The sequence below is a fragment of the Mucilaginibacter sp. 3215 genome, assembly GCF_050433785.1.
Lineage (GTDB): Bacteria > Bacteroidota > Bacteroidia > Sphingobacteriales > Sphingobacteriaceae > Mucilaginibacter.
This window is the reverse complement of record NZ_JBNPWO010000005.1, coordinates 64,464-82,513: the sequence shown is the minus strand read 5'-3', so window position 1 is coordinate 82,513 and position 18,050 is coordinate 64,464. Positions and strand designations below refer to the sequence as shown.

General features: G+C 42.7%; 18 protein-coding genes. 6 read left to right on the top strand and 12 right to left on the bottom strand.

The annotated features are described in order from the left end of the window. Window positions 1-40 precede the first annotated feature (40 nt). The 3 genes from ABIC84_RS11105 (at window position 41) to ABIC84_RS11095 (ending at window position 1,606) form a co-directional block, all read left to right on the top strand. Complete coding sequence (locus ABIC84_RS11105; protein ID WP_426583316.1) at window positions 41-601, top strand: REP-associated tyrosine transposase; 561 nt, start codon at window positions 41-43, stop codon at window positions 599-601. A gap of 124 nt (window positions 602-725) precedes the next feature. Next, window positions 726-1,169: a hypothetical protein gene (locus ABIC84_RS11100; protein ID WP_426583314.1), complete on the top strand. Its 444-nt coding sequence runs from the start codon at window positions 726-728 to the stop codon at window positions 1,167-1,169. After that, on the top strand, window positions 1,166-1,606 hold the full coding sequence (locus ABIC84_RS11095; protein ID WP_429263606.1) for a hypothetical protein: 441 nt from the start codon (window positions 1,166-1,168) through the stop codon (window positions 1,604-1,606). The genes ABIC84_RS11100 and ABIC84_RS11095 overlap by 4 nt, the downstream gene beginning before the upstream one ends. Window positions 1,607-2,234: 628 nt before the next feature. Here the strand turns inward: ABIC84_RS11095 and ABIC84_RS11090 are convergent. Then, window positions 2,235-4,025, bottom strand: a complete 1,791-nt coding sequence (locus ABIC84_RS11090; protein ID WP_429263605.1) for a cellulase family glycosylhydrolase — start codon at window positions 4,023-4,025, stop codon at window positions 2,235-2,237. A 36-nt stretch (window positions 4,026-4,061) separates the two neighbouring features. Continuing rightward, entirely contained in the window at window positions 4,062-5,465 is a 1,404-nt protein-coding gene (locus ABIC84_RS11085) for a glycoside hydrolase family 30 protein (RefSeq protein ID WP_429263604.1), read from the bottom strand. Between the two features lie 275 nt (window positions 5,466-5,740). Between ABIC84_RS11085 and ABIC84_RS11080 the strand changes: the two genes are divergently transcribed. Next, window positions 5,741-6,112, top strand: a complete 372-nt coding sequence (locus ABIC84_RS11080; RefSeq protein WP_090532688.1) for a response regulator — start codon at window positions 5,741-5,743, stop codon at window positions 6,110-6,112. 227 nt (window positions 6,113-6,339) lie between these two features. On the opposite strand, the gene ABIC84_RS11075 is transcribed toward ABIC84_RS11080, so the two are convergent. The 9 genes from ABIC84_RS11075 to ABIC84_RS11035 all read right to left on the bottom strand — a co-directional run bounded on the left by ABIC84_RS11075 (window position 6,340) and on the right by ABIC84_RS11035 (window position 15,695). After that, window positions 6,340-7,920, bottom strand: coding sequence for a M1 family metallopeptidase (locus ABIC84_RS11075; RefSeq protein ID WP_429263603.1), 1,581 nt, complete (start codon window positions 7,918-7,920; stop codon window positions 6,340-6,342). Between the two features lie 99 nt (window positions 7,921-8,019). Continuing rightward, window positions 8,020-8,943: a hypothetical protein gene (locus tag ABIC84_RS11070; protein WP_429263602.1), complete on the bottom strand. Its 924-nt coding sequence runs from the start codon at window positions 8,941-8,943 to the stop codon at window positions 8,020-8,022. A gap of 78 nt (window positions 8,944-9,021) precedes the next feature. Then, window positions 9,022-9,765: a hypothetical protein gene (locus ABIC84_RS11065; RefSeq protein ID WP_429263601.1), complete on the bottom strand. Its 744-nt coding sequence runs from the start codon at window positions 9,763-9,765 to the stop codon at window positions 9,022-9,024. 247 nt (window positions 9,766-10,012) lie between these two features. Further along, entirely contained in the window at window positions 10,013-11,341 is a 1,329-nt protein-coding gene (gene ffh / locus ABIC84_RS11060; RefSeq protein WP_090532696.1) for a signal recognition particle protein, read from the bottom strand. Between the two features lie 166 nt (window positions 11,342-11,507). Further along, the gene (locus ABIC84_RS11055; protein WP_426583293.1) at window positions 11,508-12,530 is read right to left on the bottom strand and encodes a DUF3078 domain-containing protein; all 1,023 of its coding nucleotides are present in this window, start codon (window positions 12,528-12,530) and stop codon (window positions 11,508-11,510) included. Between the two features lie 146 nt (window positions 12,531-12,676). Beyond that, window positions 12,677-13,486 (bottom strand): hypothetical protein, encoded by an 810-nt coding sequence (locus tag ABIC84_RS11050; protein WP_429263600.1) that lies wholly within the window; start codon window positions 13,484-13,486, stop codon window positions 12,677-12,679. 126 nt (window positions 13,487-13,612) lie between these two features. Then, window positions 13,613-14,449, bottom strand: coding sequence for a glucosaminidase domain-containing protein (locus ABIC84_RS11045; RefSeq protein WP_429263599.1), 837 nt, complete (start codon window positions 14,447-14,449; stop codon window positions 13,613-13,615). A gap of 61 nt (window positions 14,450-14,510) precedes the next feature. Next, window positions 14,511-15,053: a glycoside hydrolase family 73 protein gene (locus ABIC84_RS11040; protein ID WP_426583287.1), complete on the bottom strand. Its 543-nt coding sequence runs from the start codon at window positions 15,051-15,053 to the stop codon at window positions 14,511-14,513. A gap of 3 nt (window positions 15,054-15,056) precedes the next feature. Next, the gene (locus tag ABIC84_RS11035; protein WP_429263598.1) at window positions 15,057-15,695 is read right to left on the bottom strand and encodes an O-methyltransferase; all 639 of its coding nucleotides are present in this window, start codon (window positions 15,693-15,695) and stop codon (window positions 15,057-15,059) included. 161 nt (window positions 15,696-15,856) lie between these two features. On the opposite strand from ABIC84_RS11035, the gene ABIC84_RS11030 reads away from it, so the two are divergent. Continuing rightward, window positions 15,857-16,234 carry a GxxExxY protein gene (locus ABIC84_RS11030; protein WP_429263597.1) on the top strand — a complete coding sequence of 126 codons (378 nt, stop codon included), beginning with the start codon at window positions 15,857-15,859 and terminating at the stop codon, window positions 16,232-16,234. 94 nt (window positions 16,235-16,328) lie between these two features. Here the strand turns inward: ABIC84_RS11030 and ruvX are convergent, their stop codons facing one another. After that, window positions 16,329-16,739, bottom strand: a complete 411-nt coding sequence (gene ruvX, locus ABIC84_RS11025; protein ID WP_377026233.1) for a Holliday junction resolvase RuvX — start codon at window positions 16,737-16,739, stop codon at window positions 16,329-16,331. A 164-nt stretch (window positions 16,740-16,903) separates the two neighbouring features. Here ruvX and ABIC84_RS11020 point away from each other — a divergent pair, with 164 nt between their 5' ends. Beyond that, the gene (locus ABIC84_RS11020) at window positions 16,904-18,049 is read left to right on the top strand and encodes an ATP-binding protein (RefSeq protein ID WP_429263596.1); all 1,146 of its coding nucleotides are present in this window, start codon (window positions 16,904-16,906) and stop codon (window positions 18,047-18,049) included. The last annotated feature ends 1 nt before the right edge of the window (window position 18,050 follow it).

Sequence of the window (18,050 nt, the reverse complement as noted above, 5' to 3'; positions counted from 1 at the left end):
CAATGTGTGAAAAGGCTACTTGTGCTAAATATTCGAAAATATGAGTACCAAATACAAATTTCACGATCAGGATAAATTATACTTTGTAAGCTTTTCTGTTGTGTATTGGATAGACCTTTTCATAAGAAATGAATACAAACAGGTATTGCTTGACAGTTGGAGGCATTGTCAAAAGCATAAGGGTCTTGAAATATATGGATGGTGTGTTATGACCAGTCATGTTCACATGATTATTGGAAGCAACAGCAATAAATTGGAGGACATATTGCGTGATATGAAAAAACACACCGCAGCCATATTACGAAGTACAATTGAAAACAATCCTATTGAAAGCCGAAAGGAATGGCTTTTATGGCTGATGAAACGCGCCGGAACGAAAAACAGTAATAACGAAAAGTTTCAATTATGGCAACAGGACAATCATCCCATTATGCTTTTTAACCATAAAGTATTGCATCAAAAATTAGATTACATTCATAACAACCCAGTAGAGGCCGGATTTGTAGAAAAACCTGAAGATTACTTATACAGCAGCGCACGGGATTACTATGATTTACCGGGCTTGGTTGATATTTTATTAGTCGATCCGTTACTGGCTTAAATTATAGAAAAACTAAGAAGGCACAAGTAACTGCCCGCCAGCCACCCTTCATACTTGCGCCAGTAAAGTGAAGGATGTTATTACGAAGTAACTGATTAAAACTCTCAAATAAAAAAACTTAAATATGTACACCGACTTCGACCAGCAAGCCTTTGATATTGATTGGTATTTAACCAACGGAAAAGAAGTCGCCTTTATGATATCTGCTGGTACTTGTTTACCGCGGTCTGTTGCGGAATCTGCTCGAAACAATATGGTATTGCAGGAATACTTTGAGGGCTTGCCATATACAACCAAGTTTGTTATTAACCCTGATCTGGAGAACATCATAAATTCAGAGGCAGACGAGCAGTATCTATCGTCTTTTATAAACATGGCAATGAAAGGACTTTATGCTTTCGACAAAACAAACTTAGGTCTTTTTAACGATCCGAATTATCATTTAGTGGCAACGCCGGTTACTCCGCTAAATGTAAATTTATTGCCGGCTGAGATCGCAAACATCATCATGAAAACGCGGTTAAATGGCCCAATGGGTTTAAAGTTTGATATTTCTATTTTAAAATGACAACCAAACCTTTACTCCTTATCACTATAGCAGCACTAACAATTTTTTCAAGCTCCTGCAAAACCTATTACATGCCTGTTGGTACTTTCCTGGAGCAGGTGCCAACCCTGGAAACGGTGAATTTAAGACAGGTTACCGCCCAGGACCCTCTTGGGCATAAGCATACCTATAGTGTTTATCCTATTGATTCGATTAAATGTTTCGACAAAGACGGAACTCCTTACAAGTTAAAGAACGGGCCATCTATTGAAATACGTTTTACAGATATCAATGGCAAGCGATCAACCTTTTACTTCGACCGCACCTGGGTTATCCAGGACTCTGTTATCGGTGTTCAGTCAAAGATTCTTTCACTGAAAAAAGCAATACCGGTAAGCACTATTAAAACAATTGAAGTACAGGATGGGCGAAAAAAATACAAATACATTAACCAGTAGGCCAATATAAAGCTGGCCCACACAACAGTCGATTCGGGATTTAGTCAAAACAATTCATTTGCCGGCGAGGCCGGGGTTGATACCCGGCGCGGGCAAATTGGGTTATGCAGCTTAGCAGGTTACCTGCAAAACTTTAAGCCATACGGCCAACTGTACTATTATTATAAATAGCGCTGTTGACTTAAAAGAAGCATGGCCCGCGGTTGCTGCCAATCGGAAATTTGTTAACCCTGCCATGCACATGATCGCAATGTGTATGATCGCGATACATTTTTTGATGAGATGGCGGGCAATTTACCTGTAGTGGTTGGGTAGTTTCAGTCTTATCAGGCTGACAAACTATCGTAGCTTGTTTTTTCATAACGACTTCTCCCTATGTTAGGTGACATTGATAATTGATATAATAAATTTAACTATAAAAACAGTTATTTACAATACCTTTTTATCAGAAAATAATATTAAAAAATTACGGGTTAAACCCGAAGGTGCAAGTAGCTTTTGCCCGCAGGCAAGCCCTGCATATTTGCGCCGGTAAAGGAAAAAATCATTTTTGGCATCTTAGATAAATAAACAGCCGGAGCAAATAATATATACTCCGGCTGTTTAAATAAGTATAGCGTACCTGTATTTACTTCCCTTTCCAAAACTGCAGGTAATGCAGGTTGTACCCTCCGTTGTTAGCTAATACCTTTATTTTGTTGCTCCCAGCTTTTAAAACAATGTTTTTTACAGCAATAACCTGCCATTTTTTTGGCCCGCCGGTGTTGGGGACTGCCACTTCTTTTGCCTGGGTTATATTATTAACTAAAACAGATAGTTTGGCATCGTCGGTGGCGGATGCCACTTTGAGGCTTAGGGAGTATATGCCCGGTGTTTTAACCTGTATTGTGTACTGGGTCCATTCTTTGGTTTCAATATGATCTACATAGTAACTGTCATACTTCGTAGAATCTTTGCTGATATCAACGCCGTCGTTCCGGTAAACATGGCCTTTGTTGCCTACGCCGGGTTTGCCTGAAGTATGATAGTCGGCGGTATCGGTGTCAAAATAAGCATAACCGTTGCGGCCCAAGTCATAATCAACAGCATTGATCACGGTGCCGTTGCCAATTCTGTTGGCTTTAAAGTGCTTAGTAACGGTTGTGTGCGGCTGCCTGAAAATAGCATCGATGACGTCATGGTGGATAATGGTATTTTCTAATTTAGCATACGTAGCCAACTCAAGGGTGCCGCTATACGTATTGCTCTCGTTAGGTTTATTCCTGCCCGTGTTCAGGTACCTTGCCACATCATCATAGTTCAGATTTGAACGGATCTCCATCGGGTTATTATTGCCCAGCTTTTTTAATGGCCATAATGACCAGCCAATGTTATTTTTTTCTAATAGGCCGATAGCTTCGGTAAGCCAGGTATTTGAGTTTTCGCCGGTTTCGCCCAGCCATACCGGTATATTATACTGGTCGCGTGTTTTTACGATATGATCAACAGACTTCTGATCGTTAAAATTCCAGTATTTATGAAAGCTCAGCACCATGTTTTTATCCCATGGGGGTAAAATACCATTATAGTTATTGCCCCAGCCGTTGCCTTCAATAATAATGATGTGTTTTTTATCTACCTCGCGAATGGCAGCAGTAATATCAACCATCAGTTTTCTTAGCGGACCGTTTGTTTTTTCCTTCAGTCCGTTTTTATCATTTTGAGGATCGTCAAAACCCCAGTTTGGCTCGTTGATAATATCATAAGCGCCTATGTAAGGTTCGTTTTTATACCGTTCGGCCAGTTTACGCCAAAGAGCTATGGTTTTTTGCTTATTAGCCTCGCTGTCCCAAAGCGATGGTTTGTCCGGGTCGCGGTCGGAGATGTTCAGGTCGTTGCCTTGTCCGCCGGGCGCGGCATGCAGGTCAAGGATCAGGTACATGTGGTTCGCTTTACACCAGGCCAATAAGTCATCGGTCATTTTAAACCCTTTATCCAGCCAGGTGTTTTTACCGGCAACGGGCTCCTTATCGACTGGCAAGGTGTAAAGGTTATAGTGCATTGGCAGGCGAATAGAATTAAATCCCCAGCGTTTCATCGAATCTACATCAATTTTGCGGGTATTATTGGCCAGCCAGGTATCATAAAACTCCTTGGTTTCAGCCGGGCCCATTAGCTCTTCCAGCCTTTCACGAATGCGGTACTGCCGGCTGTCTTTGTTAATGTGCAGCATATAGCCTTCCTGCAGCATCCATCCACCTAAACCCATACCCCGCAGCAATACATTCTGCCCCTTTTCATCAACTATTTTTTTTCCTTCGGCTTTTAAAAAGCCGGTTTGCGCATTTCCTTGTAACGAGACAAATAATGCAGGAGCCGCGGCAAGCAAAGCTTTAATCCCAGACCTTACCTTTATGTTTTTTATTAACGATGTTAACATGTTGTTGTGCATTTAAATTTTCTGAACCGGTTTATATTACCAGATATACGTTCCAACCGAACCTTTATCAAGTTTAACAGCTAATACTTTTCCCTGGTACTGGATGTTAAAATCCTGCGCGCCATCGCTGGTGTTCGCTACGATAAGTACTTTTTTGCCATCGGGGGTTTTGAAAGCCACATTAGGTAAAGTATCCATATTGTTTGATGCAATACGTACTGAACCCGGACGTACAAATTTGGAAGCGTGAGCAATTGAATAATAAGCGATGTTCTTCTTTACTTGGTTTTTATCAATGGTAACGGCGCCCTGGCACATTGGGCAGCCACCCCTGTCGGTGTAGGGCTTATATTCAGGGTCGGCGGCAAGGTTCCATTCCAGTACATTGCGGCTCCAGTTACGGGTTGCGCCAATAATAAGGCTTTTTACCGGCCAGGCAATGTTGATAGTACTTTGATTTTCGGGCTCAACGGTCATCTGCTCGGTAAAGTAAATGTTTTTATCAGGATGGGCGTTGTGCACATCGGTAAGGGCCGAGATATCGCCGCCATACAGGTGAAAGCCCGAACCATCCACATATTTACGGGCAGCCGGGTCGTTCAATATCGAAATAGGGTAGTCGGGCCTGTCAGCATTATGATCGTAAACAATGATCTTTGTTTTGATGCCTGCAGCCTTAAACGCCGGACCAAGATTGTTTTTGATAAAGTCGGCTTCGTCGGGCGCAACCATCAGCAAGCTGGGATTATTGCCTGGGTGCAATGGCTCATTTTGAATAGTGATGGCATCAATATTAATTCCATTGGCCTTCATCGCCTGGATATATTTAACCAGGTATTTTGCATACACCGGGTAACAATCGGGTTTTAATCTGCCGCCGCGGGTATCATTATTGGTTTTCATCCAGGCCGGCGGCGACCATGGCGAACCCCACACCTTGATTGTCGGATTAATGGCCAGGATCTGCTTCATTACCGGGATCACATCGGTTTTATCCGGGCCAAGGTTAAAATGTTTTAACGTTGGATCTGTCTGGCCTTTGGGCATATCATCATAGGAGAATACTTTCTCGTTGAGATCGGATGCACCAATACTCAGCCTTAAATAACTGATACCAATATCATTCCCCGTAACCGCGAAAAGGTTTTTAAGCAGCGCGGACCGGCTTCCGGCACTCATACGGATGATGTGCATGGCGCTGCCCCCGGTTAATGCAAATCCAAACCCGTCTATCGACTGGTAATGTTGCTTATCATTAACCGTAATAGTGGTGCCGCCGGCCTCCCCGGTTTTAAAAATAAGCGGCTCCTTTTGCTGCTCAAAAAGTGCCGATCTGTCGGCCCTGGTAAGCCATAAGCTTGCCTTTGTTTGCGCGTTTATTGCAGCGGCCAGGCCAAGCAGCATGGCACCCAATAAAATCGATTTGATTTGCGTATTCATGAAACAGGATTTACAGGTTTATTTGTTGGATAACAGGAATTAATACGGCTGTTAAAATTGGATAGGTAAAAATATTACTGTTTTTAATAAAACGTAGTAATTAATCGGTTACAAAGTCAATAATTAGATTTTGTAGTAGTTAAGAAGTAGTTTGCCCATGGGGTTAATTTAAAGCAGGGCGACATAAAGTCTTGTTTAAACGGGCAAATTTAATTTGCAATTTAAAACATTTGTTTTTATGAAAAGATTTCTATAAATTCACATACAACTATCCAATGAATACTCCATCTAAAAAAATTGTCATATTTGATGACGACGAGGACATACTTTCTATTTGCAGCTATATTTTGGAGGAACAAGGGTGGGAAGTGCACACATTTAGCGACTGCAATAACATTGTTGAGAAAGTTTCGGGCATTTTACCTGACGTAATCATGATGGATAACTGGATCCCCGATTCGGGCGGGATCATTGCCACGCAAACCCTCAAAAAAACCGAGGGGCTTAAAGAAATACCGGTAATTTATTTTTCTGCAAACAGCGATATCCAGATCCTGGCCAATCATGCCGGCGCCCAAAGCTATTTAGCCAAACCATTTGACCTGGAAGACCTGGAAAAGGTGATCAACAGGGTGATAGCGGCGTAGCTGGGATAGCTATTATGCCATAAATTTATCTCGTGGATAGTGCAACGGGCTGCGTTAGTGATAGGAGCGGATACCGGCCTTGTAGCTAATGCCTGTGCAGTATGAGCGTATAGCACGGGCCGCAGGCAACGCCCATATATTTCATACCGATCAAAATATATATTTAATTTATAACTATCCGTAACAAAAAAGAGGGTCAAACAATGACAGCCCTCTTTAAAACGCTTCTATCTTTTTTCCTCAAACGATGCCAGCAGGTTTATATTCGGGTCCACCTTAACATCTGCCGGTTTGGCTTTTACCCGGAAACGGGCTGTTGTCGATTTCTCTTTTACCGGCACTGTTAACAGTTGCCCGTCAACAGACACCTCCAGCGGCAAATTGTAAACATAGGCCTGGTTTTGGGTTACATTTATGGTAATGTAACCATCCTTTTCATTATACTTCCAGCTAACCGCCAAATTTGGGTGCCCGGCGTTGCGCAGCCATTGCGTAAAAAACTGTTTCAGGTCCTTGCCGCTGGTTTGTTCCATTACCCGCCTCAAATCATCGGTATTGGCATTGCTGCCCTGGTATTTTGAATAATAGTTTCTTACCCCTTTCCAAAAAACATCGTCGCCCAGTTTGCGCCGCAGCATGTGCAGTACCCAACCGCCTTTTTCGTAACTATTGGCATTAAGCAGCTGCATAAATTTTGTTTTCACAGCGGTATCAACCACGGGGGTTAAACGCTCTTTTTCAAAATCCAGCACTTTTTTACGCTGGCCAATGAGGCGTGTTTTTAAGGTATCGGCCCCGTATTTATTTTCGAGATAAAGATTAGTCATATAGGTAGCAAAGCCTTCGCTTAACCAAAGGTGGCCAAAGCTTTTCTCGCTGGCGCCATCGCCAAACCACTGGTGGGCAATTTCATGCGCCATTAGTTCTTCTATATCCGGACTTTTAACCGATTCTTCAAAGTAGAATATGGCACTGGCATTTTCCATGCCGCCAAAAATGGTTTTCGACTGCACGTTGGCCAGTTTTTCGTAGCTGTAAGGGCCAACATTTTTTATAAAGTAGGGGAGAATGTTTTTAGCTACAGCATAGCTTTTAAACCCAACCTCTTTACTTTCCGGAAAAACATAGGTAAAAACCGGGATTCCGTTAACATCACCGGGGCGGTCAACTGCAAACTCGGCTACGCCAATAACCATTACTTTGGTAGGCAACGCAACGGCTTCAACCCAATGGGTTAGTTTGAGCTTTCCGTCGAGTTGCTTTTCTTCGGTTTGCAGCCCGTTTGATACTACCTGGTAATGATCAGGCGCGGTCACAATAAAATCAACCGTGGCTTTGTCGGCAATATTATCAACGCAGGGCAGCCAGTTGTGAGCCCGGTTAGGCCAGTTATCACCAAAAAAAGTACGGTGCCCGAATGCGTTGGTCGAGATAATCAACCCATCGGCCGGGGTGCCGCTGTAACTTATCGTATAATCGCGGGTGTTTCCTTTGTAGGCGCGGGTATTGACCTTTAGCTGTTCATCATCCTGGGTAAACTTTACCGGCTTCCCGTTTTCGGTTACTGCCGATACCAGCATGCCTTTGCCTGCAGCATTCTTTTTCACCAGGTCGAGGCTAAACCCTTCCGCGCCGTTCAAAAACTTTATCGAAACCGTGGCCTTTCCTTCAATATTGTTATCGGCATCATTAAGTTTAATATCAAACGTATAATGTTTAACATCAATCTGAGCCCCGGGAACCTGGGCAAATGCCGGCACAAAAAACAGGGCCGGTAACAATAAAAGAACAAAAAATATCCTGCGCATAGCCGTGGTTCAGTTTGTTATGTACTGCAACAAAGCTAATAAAAACAAGCTGTTATACACCTTTCCCGGCCATATGGCTTATCACATTTTTTAACATTGCTAAAACGTTACATTAACCCCTGTGGTGAACAAAAAGTAAAGCCCGTTCATTTTGGTGTTTTTTACATAATCAACTTGGTTAAATGGCTTGATGAGGTAGGGCGTAAAGAGGATTTGCCACTTGTTAATAGCATAGGTTAAAGGCAACGATCCGCTGAAAGCAAGCAGCTTATATTGCCTTACCTCGCGCTGGTTTTGCTGCGTTACCGTTTGCGTTATAATAGTTTGCTTTGGCTGACTGGGAAACAGGATATTAATAGGTGTTTGCTGCTGGGGCTGCTCTATCGAGCGGGTAACCTGCGATTCGGTATAATAAGTTTGGTAGAAAGATTGTGTACCGGCATAAAGCGTGGCGGTAGGAGTAACTTTTAGCCCGCTTTTTTTATCCACTCCTGTTTTCAGGGCAAAAATTTCTTTTGATAATTCGGCCGTATTAACAACGTCATTACTGTTATTTTTATTAAACCTATAGCTGATGCCCGCGGTAAATTTTACAATATCATCCGGATTAGCATACAACTGCCCGTCGAGCGTGGCATTAAATGAAGAAAGTATAATGGGACTGCTTTTGGTGATAAAATATTTGGTGGCCGATACATTGCCTCCATAATACCGTTTTGCATCAAACGCGAAAACATAGCCCGGCGTAACGCTAAGGCCTTCGGTGCCTGATTTGGAGCCATTAAGATCAAAATAGCCGATAGCGCTTACAAAAAAGCCCTGCTTGCTAACTAATGTAACCGAGGGAAGAAGCACCGGAACACTGCTTTCATCGCGCCGGCCGGCATAGGTAAGGTTTGAAAGATATTGCAAACCCGCATTTACAAACAACTCTTTTGTTTTTGCCGCGGTATCAGGTTTTTGCTGGGCATAAACCGCAGGGCCGGTCAAAGCCAGCAGCAGGATAAGTTTAAGTTTTTTCATAACTAATGTTGAATAAAAAAGTGCGGATAATCAAAAAGGCCGGTACCGGCCTTTTTGATTTAATGTATGTAAATACTATTACTGTTTGGCAGCGCTCAGCTTGGCTGAACTTTTGCCCGAAGTTTTAACAGTAACGCTTTTCTTTCCCGCCTTTACAGCAGTACTGGAAGCGCTGCTATTTGAGAACCCGGTATTTAGCTTTTTAGAGCCCGCTGCCACGTTACCTGTGCTGTTCAGGTTACCGGACGAGGTAACACTCACATTTTTGCTAACAGCATCGGCGCTATTACCTGCGGCCACCGCTGTTTTACCTGTAGTTGTTGTAGCGCTAGCCCTTAAAGCGGCAGCATTGCTGCTTACTTTTTCGGTAGTGTTAGTAGCAACACCTTCGGTTGTGGTTAATGCTTTTTCGCCTGTTGCTGTTACTCCTGTTGCATTCACAGTACCTGCGGCTGAGGTATTGCTGCTAACGCCGGCTTGTGCAGCTGTTGTACCTGCCGTAGCATTTACGGTTGAGGCAACGTTGCTGTTAACATTAGCGGCCTCACTGGCGGCAACGCCTGTTACGGCCTGGTTAGTGGTAGCCTGGGTTTGAGCGGCTGTCCGCGCTGCTACACTTTGAGCCTGTGTTGCAGCCTGGTTGGTTACGGTTGAGGTTGTGTTAACCGCTTTTTGCGCTATAGATGCAGCATTCACAGTTGGTGTAGCTACCCGCGTAGCTATTTTAGTTGCGGTAGTTGCTCCAAGATTAACCTGGGCCGAACCAACTTTAAATGCAAATAACGCGGCGGTCAATAAAACGGGTTTAATTAACTTTTTCATGATTAGTTTTTTAGTTCATTAATATATGAGGGGTGGGGTAAATTTGGGGCCCTCATCTGTTCGCTGCAGTAAAACAAAGCAAGTGCCATTGCACAGTAAATGACATTTTAATGACTTCCGGCATCTAAAAGTGTGAAATTGTGTATAATAAATTATACATATGTTCATTTTGTTCATCAGCAATGGGGCAAAAAAAAACGCCCCTTGCTTTTGGCAAGAGACGTTCTTTTTATAGGATATACCTACTTTACATTTTAGGCATCCTGCGCATCATGTTGGCCATGGCTGCCGGGTTGCTCATTTGCTTCATTACTTTTTTCATATCATCAAACTGCTTCATGAGGCGGTTAACTTCCTGTAAATCGGTGCCCGAACCTTTGGCTATACGGTTACGGCGGCTTTGATTAATGGTTTCGGGGTTAGCTTTTTCAAACGGAGTCATCGATTGGATAATAGCCTCTATCGCTTTAAACGCGTTATCATCAACCTCAACGTCCTTCATCATTTTACCCACGCCAGGTATCATGCCCATCAGATCTTTCATGTTACCCATTTTTTTGATCTGCTGGATCTGGCCGTAAAAGTCGTTAAAGTCGAACTTGTTCTTGCGGATCTTCTTCTGTAGCTCGGCTGCTTCTTTCTCGTCAAACTGCTGCTGAGCGCGTTCAACCAACGACACCACGTCGCCCATACCCAGGATCCTCGATGCCATACGATCGGGGTGGAAAACATCAAGCGCTTCCATCTTTTCGCCTGTACCAATAAATTTGATAGGTTTATTAACAACCGATTTGATTGATAACGCAGCACCACCGCGGGTATCACCATCAAGCTTGGTTAATACCACACCGGTAAAGTCCAGGCGGTCATTAAACACTTTAGCAGTATTCACAGCATCCTGACCGGTCATGGAGTCAACCACAAACAGGATCTCGTGTGGTTTTACGGCATCTTTTACCTGCTCAATCTCCACCATCATGGCCTCGTCAATAGCCAAACGGCCGGCGGTGTCAATAATCACCACGTTATTACCGTTCTGCTTAGCCTGGGCTATACCTTCGCGGGCAATAGCAACCGGGTCTTTCGAGTCGCGATTGGCATACACCGGGATACCTATTTGCTGGCCTAAAACCTCCAGCTGATCAATAGCCGCCGGACGGTAAATATCATCAGCAACCAGTAATGGTTTTTTATTGCGTTGTGTTTTTAAATAATTGGCAAGCTTACCGGTAAAGGTTGTTTTACCAGCACCATTCAAGCCGGCAATAAGGATGATGGTAGGAGTAGCCGGAAAATTCAGATCGGCTGTGGTACCGCCCATCAACGCGGTAAGCTCATCGTTCATGAGCTTGGTAAGCAGCTGGCCTGGCGAAATAGATGTTAATACATTATTACCAAGCGCTTTTTGCCTTACATCATCAGTAAATGCTTTGGCGGTTTTATAGTTAACGTCGGCATCAAGAAGGGCCTTGCGGATCTCCTTCATAGTTTCGGCCACGTTTATTTCAGTAATAGTTCCCTGACCCTTCAGGACCTTGAACGCCCTGTCGAGTTTATCCGAAAGATTTTCAAACATTATATTAAAAAACTTTAATCTTTTTTATAAGAATGCAAAGGTATGATTTTGAACTATATTAACTCAATTACTTAGTAGATTAACTTGCAGCTCATTTACACTTCACTAAAACAAAACAGGCTTCATTTTTATGAAGCCTGTTTTGTTTACATATTTTACAAATAGGTTACGGAAACCGGTACAGCATCCCCAACCCAATACCTTCATAGCCCTGGGCTTCGGCGGCGGTGTGTTTATCGTAAAGCAGAGTGCCGTTAACTGTTGCACTGATGAGCCTGTTAACCTTTGCCGATAATACCAAATCCACACGGTGTGTGATGAACTTAGGCGATTGCGCATAGGGGATAAACAGCGCGTAACGCGTATTAAGGTGGATGTTTTTGGCGATATCTTTATCAAATAGGGCCACAACCTGGAACGCAAGGTCATTTTTAACGGTCTTTAATGTATCCACGCCGTAGTTATCGGGCTTCTTGATGTGAATCTTATCATCAAGTACAAAAGTTTGCCTTGCAGTACCGGTACCTAAACGCAGATCGAACCAGCCTGTTGGTTTATACTCAAAACCGACAGACTCGGTAAGATAACCCGGTGACATAAAGTTTGAAATATACTGCTGATCGAACTTGCCATTGCCTTGATCGACATAATTAAAGCCTTTATCAAACTGCGACTCGAAGGTCAACGCACCGAAAAAATACCAGCTTTTTGATAATTGCGAAGCTACTTTATTATCAAAATAAATACGGTCCTGGGTTTTACGCTTGCCCTGACCTTTGTTTTTTGATACCCCGTAAGTAAGGTTAAGCTCCGACACATAACTGAACGGCGCTTTGTTATATTCGGTATGATAAATAAAATTTGAACCCAATGCCACCGCGCTTACGCCACCTGCCGCATAATTGCTGCTAAAAGCCGACTGGCTAAAGTTCAGCCCGAATGTGATTACCTTTTTCCAGTAGTTTACTTTATAATCGAGCATGGTAACAGGTACCATTTCGCGCTGGATCTGTATGGGGCGAACCCGCGTGGGGATGGCATTTTTGCGGGAATTTATCCGGTATTTATTAAGTACGGCAGTGTCTATTTTAACACTATCTTTTTTCAGGGTATCGGTTTGTGCTTTTGCTGATAAAACGCACGTGACTGATAATGCGAGTATTAGTAATCCCGGTTTTGTTTTTAACATAGTAAACAAATTAAAGCAAAAATCTCCTTTTTTACCCACAATAAACAAAAATGTTGCTTCAGGGTTTAGTCTGGAAAACGACTTTTGGGCAAAAATATTGGAATTTCCGGATATTAAAATGAACGTTGTATTAAGGTTAATCAACCTTATTCGCGGCCAAGATCCTTCTTACTGTCTTCGGGCGTAACAAGCGGGGTGAGGGAATACGGGCGTTTCTTATACTTTAAAAAACGATTGAGGTTGGTTTTGATGGAGGCTATAAACTCATAGTCGCTGGCGGTTTTTACCAGATAATAACCGGGGCGGTACCGCAACATGAAGTCGGTAAGCTGCTGATCTTTTAAATTGGTTATGGCGCCAACATAAGTTCGGTTAAAACGATAGTCAATAACACTTTGCTGATAGTCTTTCTCAATAGTTTCGCGCAGATGGGCAGCATTGCGGCCGCTGCGGCTTAACGCATTGTAAATAGCATCAATACTTAAACCAGCGCCACCAGGACCAAAGCTCAATAAATCTTTATTGTTAAGCGGGCCGAAGATTTTGGTATAATCGTTTTTGGTTGCAGCCAGCCGTTTTTGCGGGTTAAGCAGGGTATCACGCACGATAACTTCTTTAAGCTGGATAGCAGTGCGCTTCATATAAACGGCCAGTGATTCGCCGCCTTGCACTTTCAAAGTATCAGGATGATGATCGGATTTTGTAAAAACAAGCACATCGCCCGGCTGGGCCTCTATTTTAAATTCGCCTTTAAAGGTATTGTAAATTGATTTGCCGGTGGTGATGTTCTGTACATTAACTTTGGCAATGCGGTCTTTACTGTCTTTATCAAACACAACCCCGTCAACGGTTTTTTGCTGGGCAAAAACTTTAGTTGCGGTCAGGGCCAAACATATTAAAAGCGTCCACAGTTTCATTGAGGATGCAAAAATACGTGTTGCACAGCGGGTGATCATACAATTTAACAACAATTAACCTTTCGAAGACAGAGCCAAGATATCAGGAGTAAAGAATCAAGATAAATATTCGGTGATAACTAATCTCAAATTCTCTTGACTCTTGATTCTTGTTGTCTTGACTCTCTATTTTACGACAACAAGCTTCTGGCCAATTTTAATGCCATTGTCGCTCATACTGTTTAACGCTTTCAGGTCATCAACAGTTATTCCAAAACGTTTGGATATGTTGTATAGTGTATCGCCCTGTTTTACGGTGTAGATCTTATCGTCGGGCGGGGTTTTAGAAAGGGTATCCTGAACGGGTTTACCAATGCTATCGTTGATCTGCGATAATACACGGTCTTCCCGTTTAATTTTAGCAATCTCGCCTTCGGGGCGGTCGTACTGATTGAGGTTATATTTTACAATAATATTGATCAGCAACTGCGGATATTTAGGATTAGTGGCATAACCTGCCTTTTTCAACCCATAAGCCCAGCCTTCATAATCGTTCTTGTCCAGTTCAAAAAGTTTAGCATAGTTTTTACGTTTTAAAAACGCCGAGTGGTCACGGAAGGAGTCTTCCGGGTTATCATAAACGCGAAAGCAATCATTCACGTTGTCGTCATCCTTATAATAACTTTTGCCGGTCCAATCGCTGGTACATTTTATGCCGAAGTGGTTGTTGGCATATTTGGCCAGGTCACTATTGCCCGCGCCCGATTCAAACAGGCCCTGCGCCAGGGTGATACTGGCCGGGATACCATACTGGTTCATTTCCTGAATGGCGATGGCCTTAAAGCGGTCAATATATTCTAACGAGTTGTATGACCGGTAATTGGCAATAGCATCCTTGTTGGCTTTTTGGATATTGCTGTTATTGCGTTTGGCATCGCGGTTTGATACTGTAGTGGTTTTTTTGCGGGCAGAGCATGAACTAAGGCAAACTACAGCAATGAACAGGTATATGGTTTTTCGCATGAGGCTTAAATCTTATTATGTGGCATATAACCAGGGCCAAATTAAGATTTTATAAACGTAATTATTGCTGTTTAGTTGTTGCGTCGGCCAATTGCGTTTGGTTTGCCGGATTTTCATCCAGGTCATTGAGGTTATACCTGTTAATGATACCTAAAACCTGCGATGCCCATCTGCGGCTACCGGCATAACCGGCACGTTGAATACCTTTTGCCCATCCTTTATAATCATAATGGGTAAGCGCGTCGGCCAGGTGGCTAAACTGCTTGCGCTCGGTCATGATACGTGCAAAGTCCTGGAACGAATCAAAAACCGACTCGTATCTTTTATAAGAGGTACGGACTTTTTTGTTGTGTTTGGTATAAACTACGGTATTGTACCCTTTTACTCCAAACTGGTTATTAAGGTTTTGTGCTATGGTGCTGTTGCCGCAACCCGATTCATGCATTGCTACACCTAAAACGATGCTTGCCGGGATCCCGGTTTCGTGCATGATCTTAATGGCATCATCTTTGAACTTTTCAATGTAAGATTGTGAGGTATTTTTCTGTGCTGAAGCAGCTAATGTTGAAATCAACAGTGTTGTAATCAGTAAGATTTTCTTCATAATTTATTTTTTTCTGATAACCAGCAGCCCATCGCGTACCGGCAGGATCAATTTTTCTATCCTGCTATCAACAGCTATCTGGTCATTTAGTTTGCGGATTCCTTCAGTATCGGCATCTTTTTCGGTGCCGTACACCTTTCCTTTCCACAAAACGTTATCAATTATTATTAATCCTCCGGATCTGACTTTGTCAAAAACTAATTGAAAGTAAGTATAATTATTCTTTTTATCGGCATCTATAAACACCAAATCAAAAACATCCTCCTGTAAATCAGCAATAACGGCCTCTGCCGGCCCAAAATGCAGCTTTATTTTGTTTTCAACATTTGTTAGTTTAAGATGTGAAGTGATGATCTCCTCCATTTCGCGGTTAACTTCGATGGTGTGGAGGATGCCGTCGTCGGCCAAACCTTCGGCCAGGCAAATAGCCGAGTAGCCTGTATAGGTACCTATCTCCAGGATGCGCTTAGGCTGCACCATTTTGCTTAAAAAACTAAGCAGCCTGCCCTGATAATGCCCCGATAGCATGTTAGGTTTTAACACCTTGATATGCGTTTCGCGGTTGAGCTTTTTAAGCACCTCCGGCTCCGGGTCGCAATGGTCATCTAAGTAAGCCAGTAAGGCATTAGGGAGAATATCCATAGGGCAAAGATACACAAAAACCTTGATTTTCTTGATTGAAGGATTTCCCGATGCTATATGTCCCTTCCTTTTGAACCTTGATTCACTTGATTAAAGGACTTTTGATGATGGTTTTGTATTTGTTTTTAATACGATATCTTTAGCTGGATTTAAACCTTAACATGAAATATAAAGAGCTTACTGAAAAGATAATAGGATGTGCAATGCGTGTACATAATACTCTCGGAAATGGTTTTCAGGAATTAATTTACCAGCGCGCGTTGGCTTTGGAATTAGCAAAAGGAGATCTGAAGTTTGCCCAGGAATTGGAAATGATTATCTATTATGATGGCGTTGACATAGGAAAACGACGCGTTGACTTCTTCGTTGAAGGATCAATCATGGTTGAAATAAAAGCCATCATATCCCTTGAAGATGTACATTTGGCACAAGCCATGAACTATCTTGAAGCCTATAAGATGGAAATAGGACTACTAATAAATTTCGGATCAAAAAGCTTACAATTTAAACGCGTTCATAATAACAATCTATTAGTTTGAAGCAGATATCAGGCTATCATCTAATCAGGAAAATCAAGGTTCAACCCTCTATCATGAAATCCTCTAATCAAGCAAATCATGGTTCAGAATCAGCTTAAAATCTCGTCCCCATCCAACTCTGCAGTAAAATCACCGCCGATATGGTATCCACCAATTCCTTATTCTGACGGTTCTTCTTGTTCATGCCACTCTGAGCGATAGTTGCCGATGCCATTTTTGAGGTAAAACGCTCATCAACCATTTCGATAGGGATTTCGGGGAATGTTTTCTTTAACAGGTTCACAAAACCTTTTACATGAATGGCCGATTGCGAAGGGGTATTATCCATCTGCTTTGGTTCGCCTACGATGAACCGCTCCACTTGTTCTGCTTGCAGATATTTTTTTAAAAACTCAATAATGTTATTGGGGTGGATGTTATCGAGGCCCGTCGCGATGATCTGCAAAGGGTCGGTAACCGCTATGCCGATGCGCTTGGTTCCATAATCAAAAGCCATTACTCTCATGTTGTAAAGATATGAGATGTGAGATATGAGATATGAGATTTTTTGAATATGATGATAGTCACTCTTTACTTTCCATCAAATAAGGATACTCCGCTATGCCATTCCTGTCTCAAATCTCACATCTCATATCTCACATCTAAAATCAAATTACTATTTTGCACCAAATGCAGTTTAAAGAAATAGTAGGACAGGAAGCAACAAAGCAACGATTGCTTAACACGGTGAGCGAGAACCGGGTAAGCCACGCGCAACTATTTTTAGGCCCCGAAGGTTCGGGCAGCCTGGCGCTTGCTGTTGCCTATGCCCAGTACCTTTCCTGCGAGGATAAACAGCCCGGCGACTCATGCGGGGTATGCTCTTCCTGCCGGAAATACCAGAAACTGATGCACCCGGACCTGCATTTTTCTTACCCTTTCTTTGCAAAACATAAAGATGATACAGCGCTTACTTTTATTGAGCAATGGCGCGGCGCTTTAACGGCTAACCCATATTTGAGCCTGGATATTTGGCGCGGATACCTGGATGCCGAAAATAAACAGGCCAATATCAATATTGCCGAATGTCACCAGATCATTAAAAAACTAAGCTTTAAGCCTTTTGAATCGGAGTATAAGATCCTGATCCTCTGGTTGCCCGAATACCTGGACAAAGAAGGTAACGCCCTGCTTAAAATTATTGAAGAACCGCAGCCTAATACACTGTTTTTATTAGTAGCCCAAAACCAGGATCAAATCCTGAACACCATATTATCCCGTACGCAGCTGGTTAAAATACCCGCTTTGGAGTACGACGAAATTAAGGAACATTTAATAAGTGCCCATCACCAAACCGAGGAAGCCGCTGCCGAAATAGCTTATTTGAGCAATGGCAACATGACCGAAGCTTTGGCCATGCTGCAGCAGGACAACAAAAGCTACCACGAGCTGTTTGTACAATGGCTGCGCTATTGCTTTGGCAATAAAGGCATAGAGGTGATGGCTTTTGTGGAGCAGTTTGCCAAAATGGGGCGCGAAAACCAAAAAAACTTTTTGCGTTACGGTACCAGCTTTATCCGCGAGTGCTGTTTACTCATTGCCGGGGCGGGTAGCCTGGTACATTTACCGGCAAAGGAACTGGACACGGCTCAAAAAATGAGCGGTGTATTAAGTATAGGTAAATCGCAAATGATTATTGATGAGCTGGAAAAAGCACATTATCATGTGGAGCGCAACGCTAATCCCAAAATCTTATTTTTAGATGTATCTTTACAAATTATTAAAATACTAATAAATAAAAATGTCCCTGCGGGGAATCAATATATGCCAAGTTAAT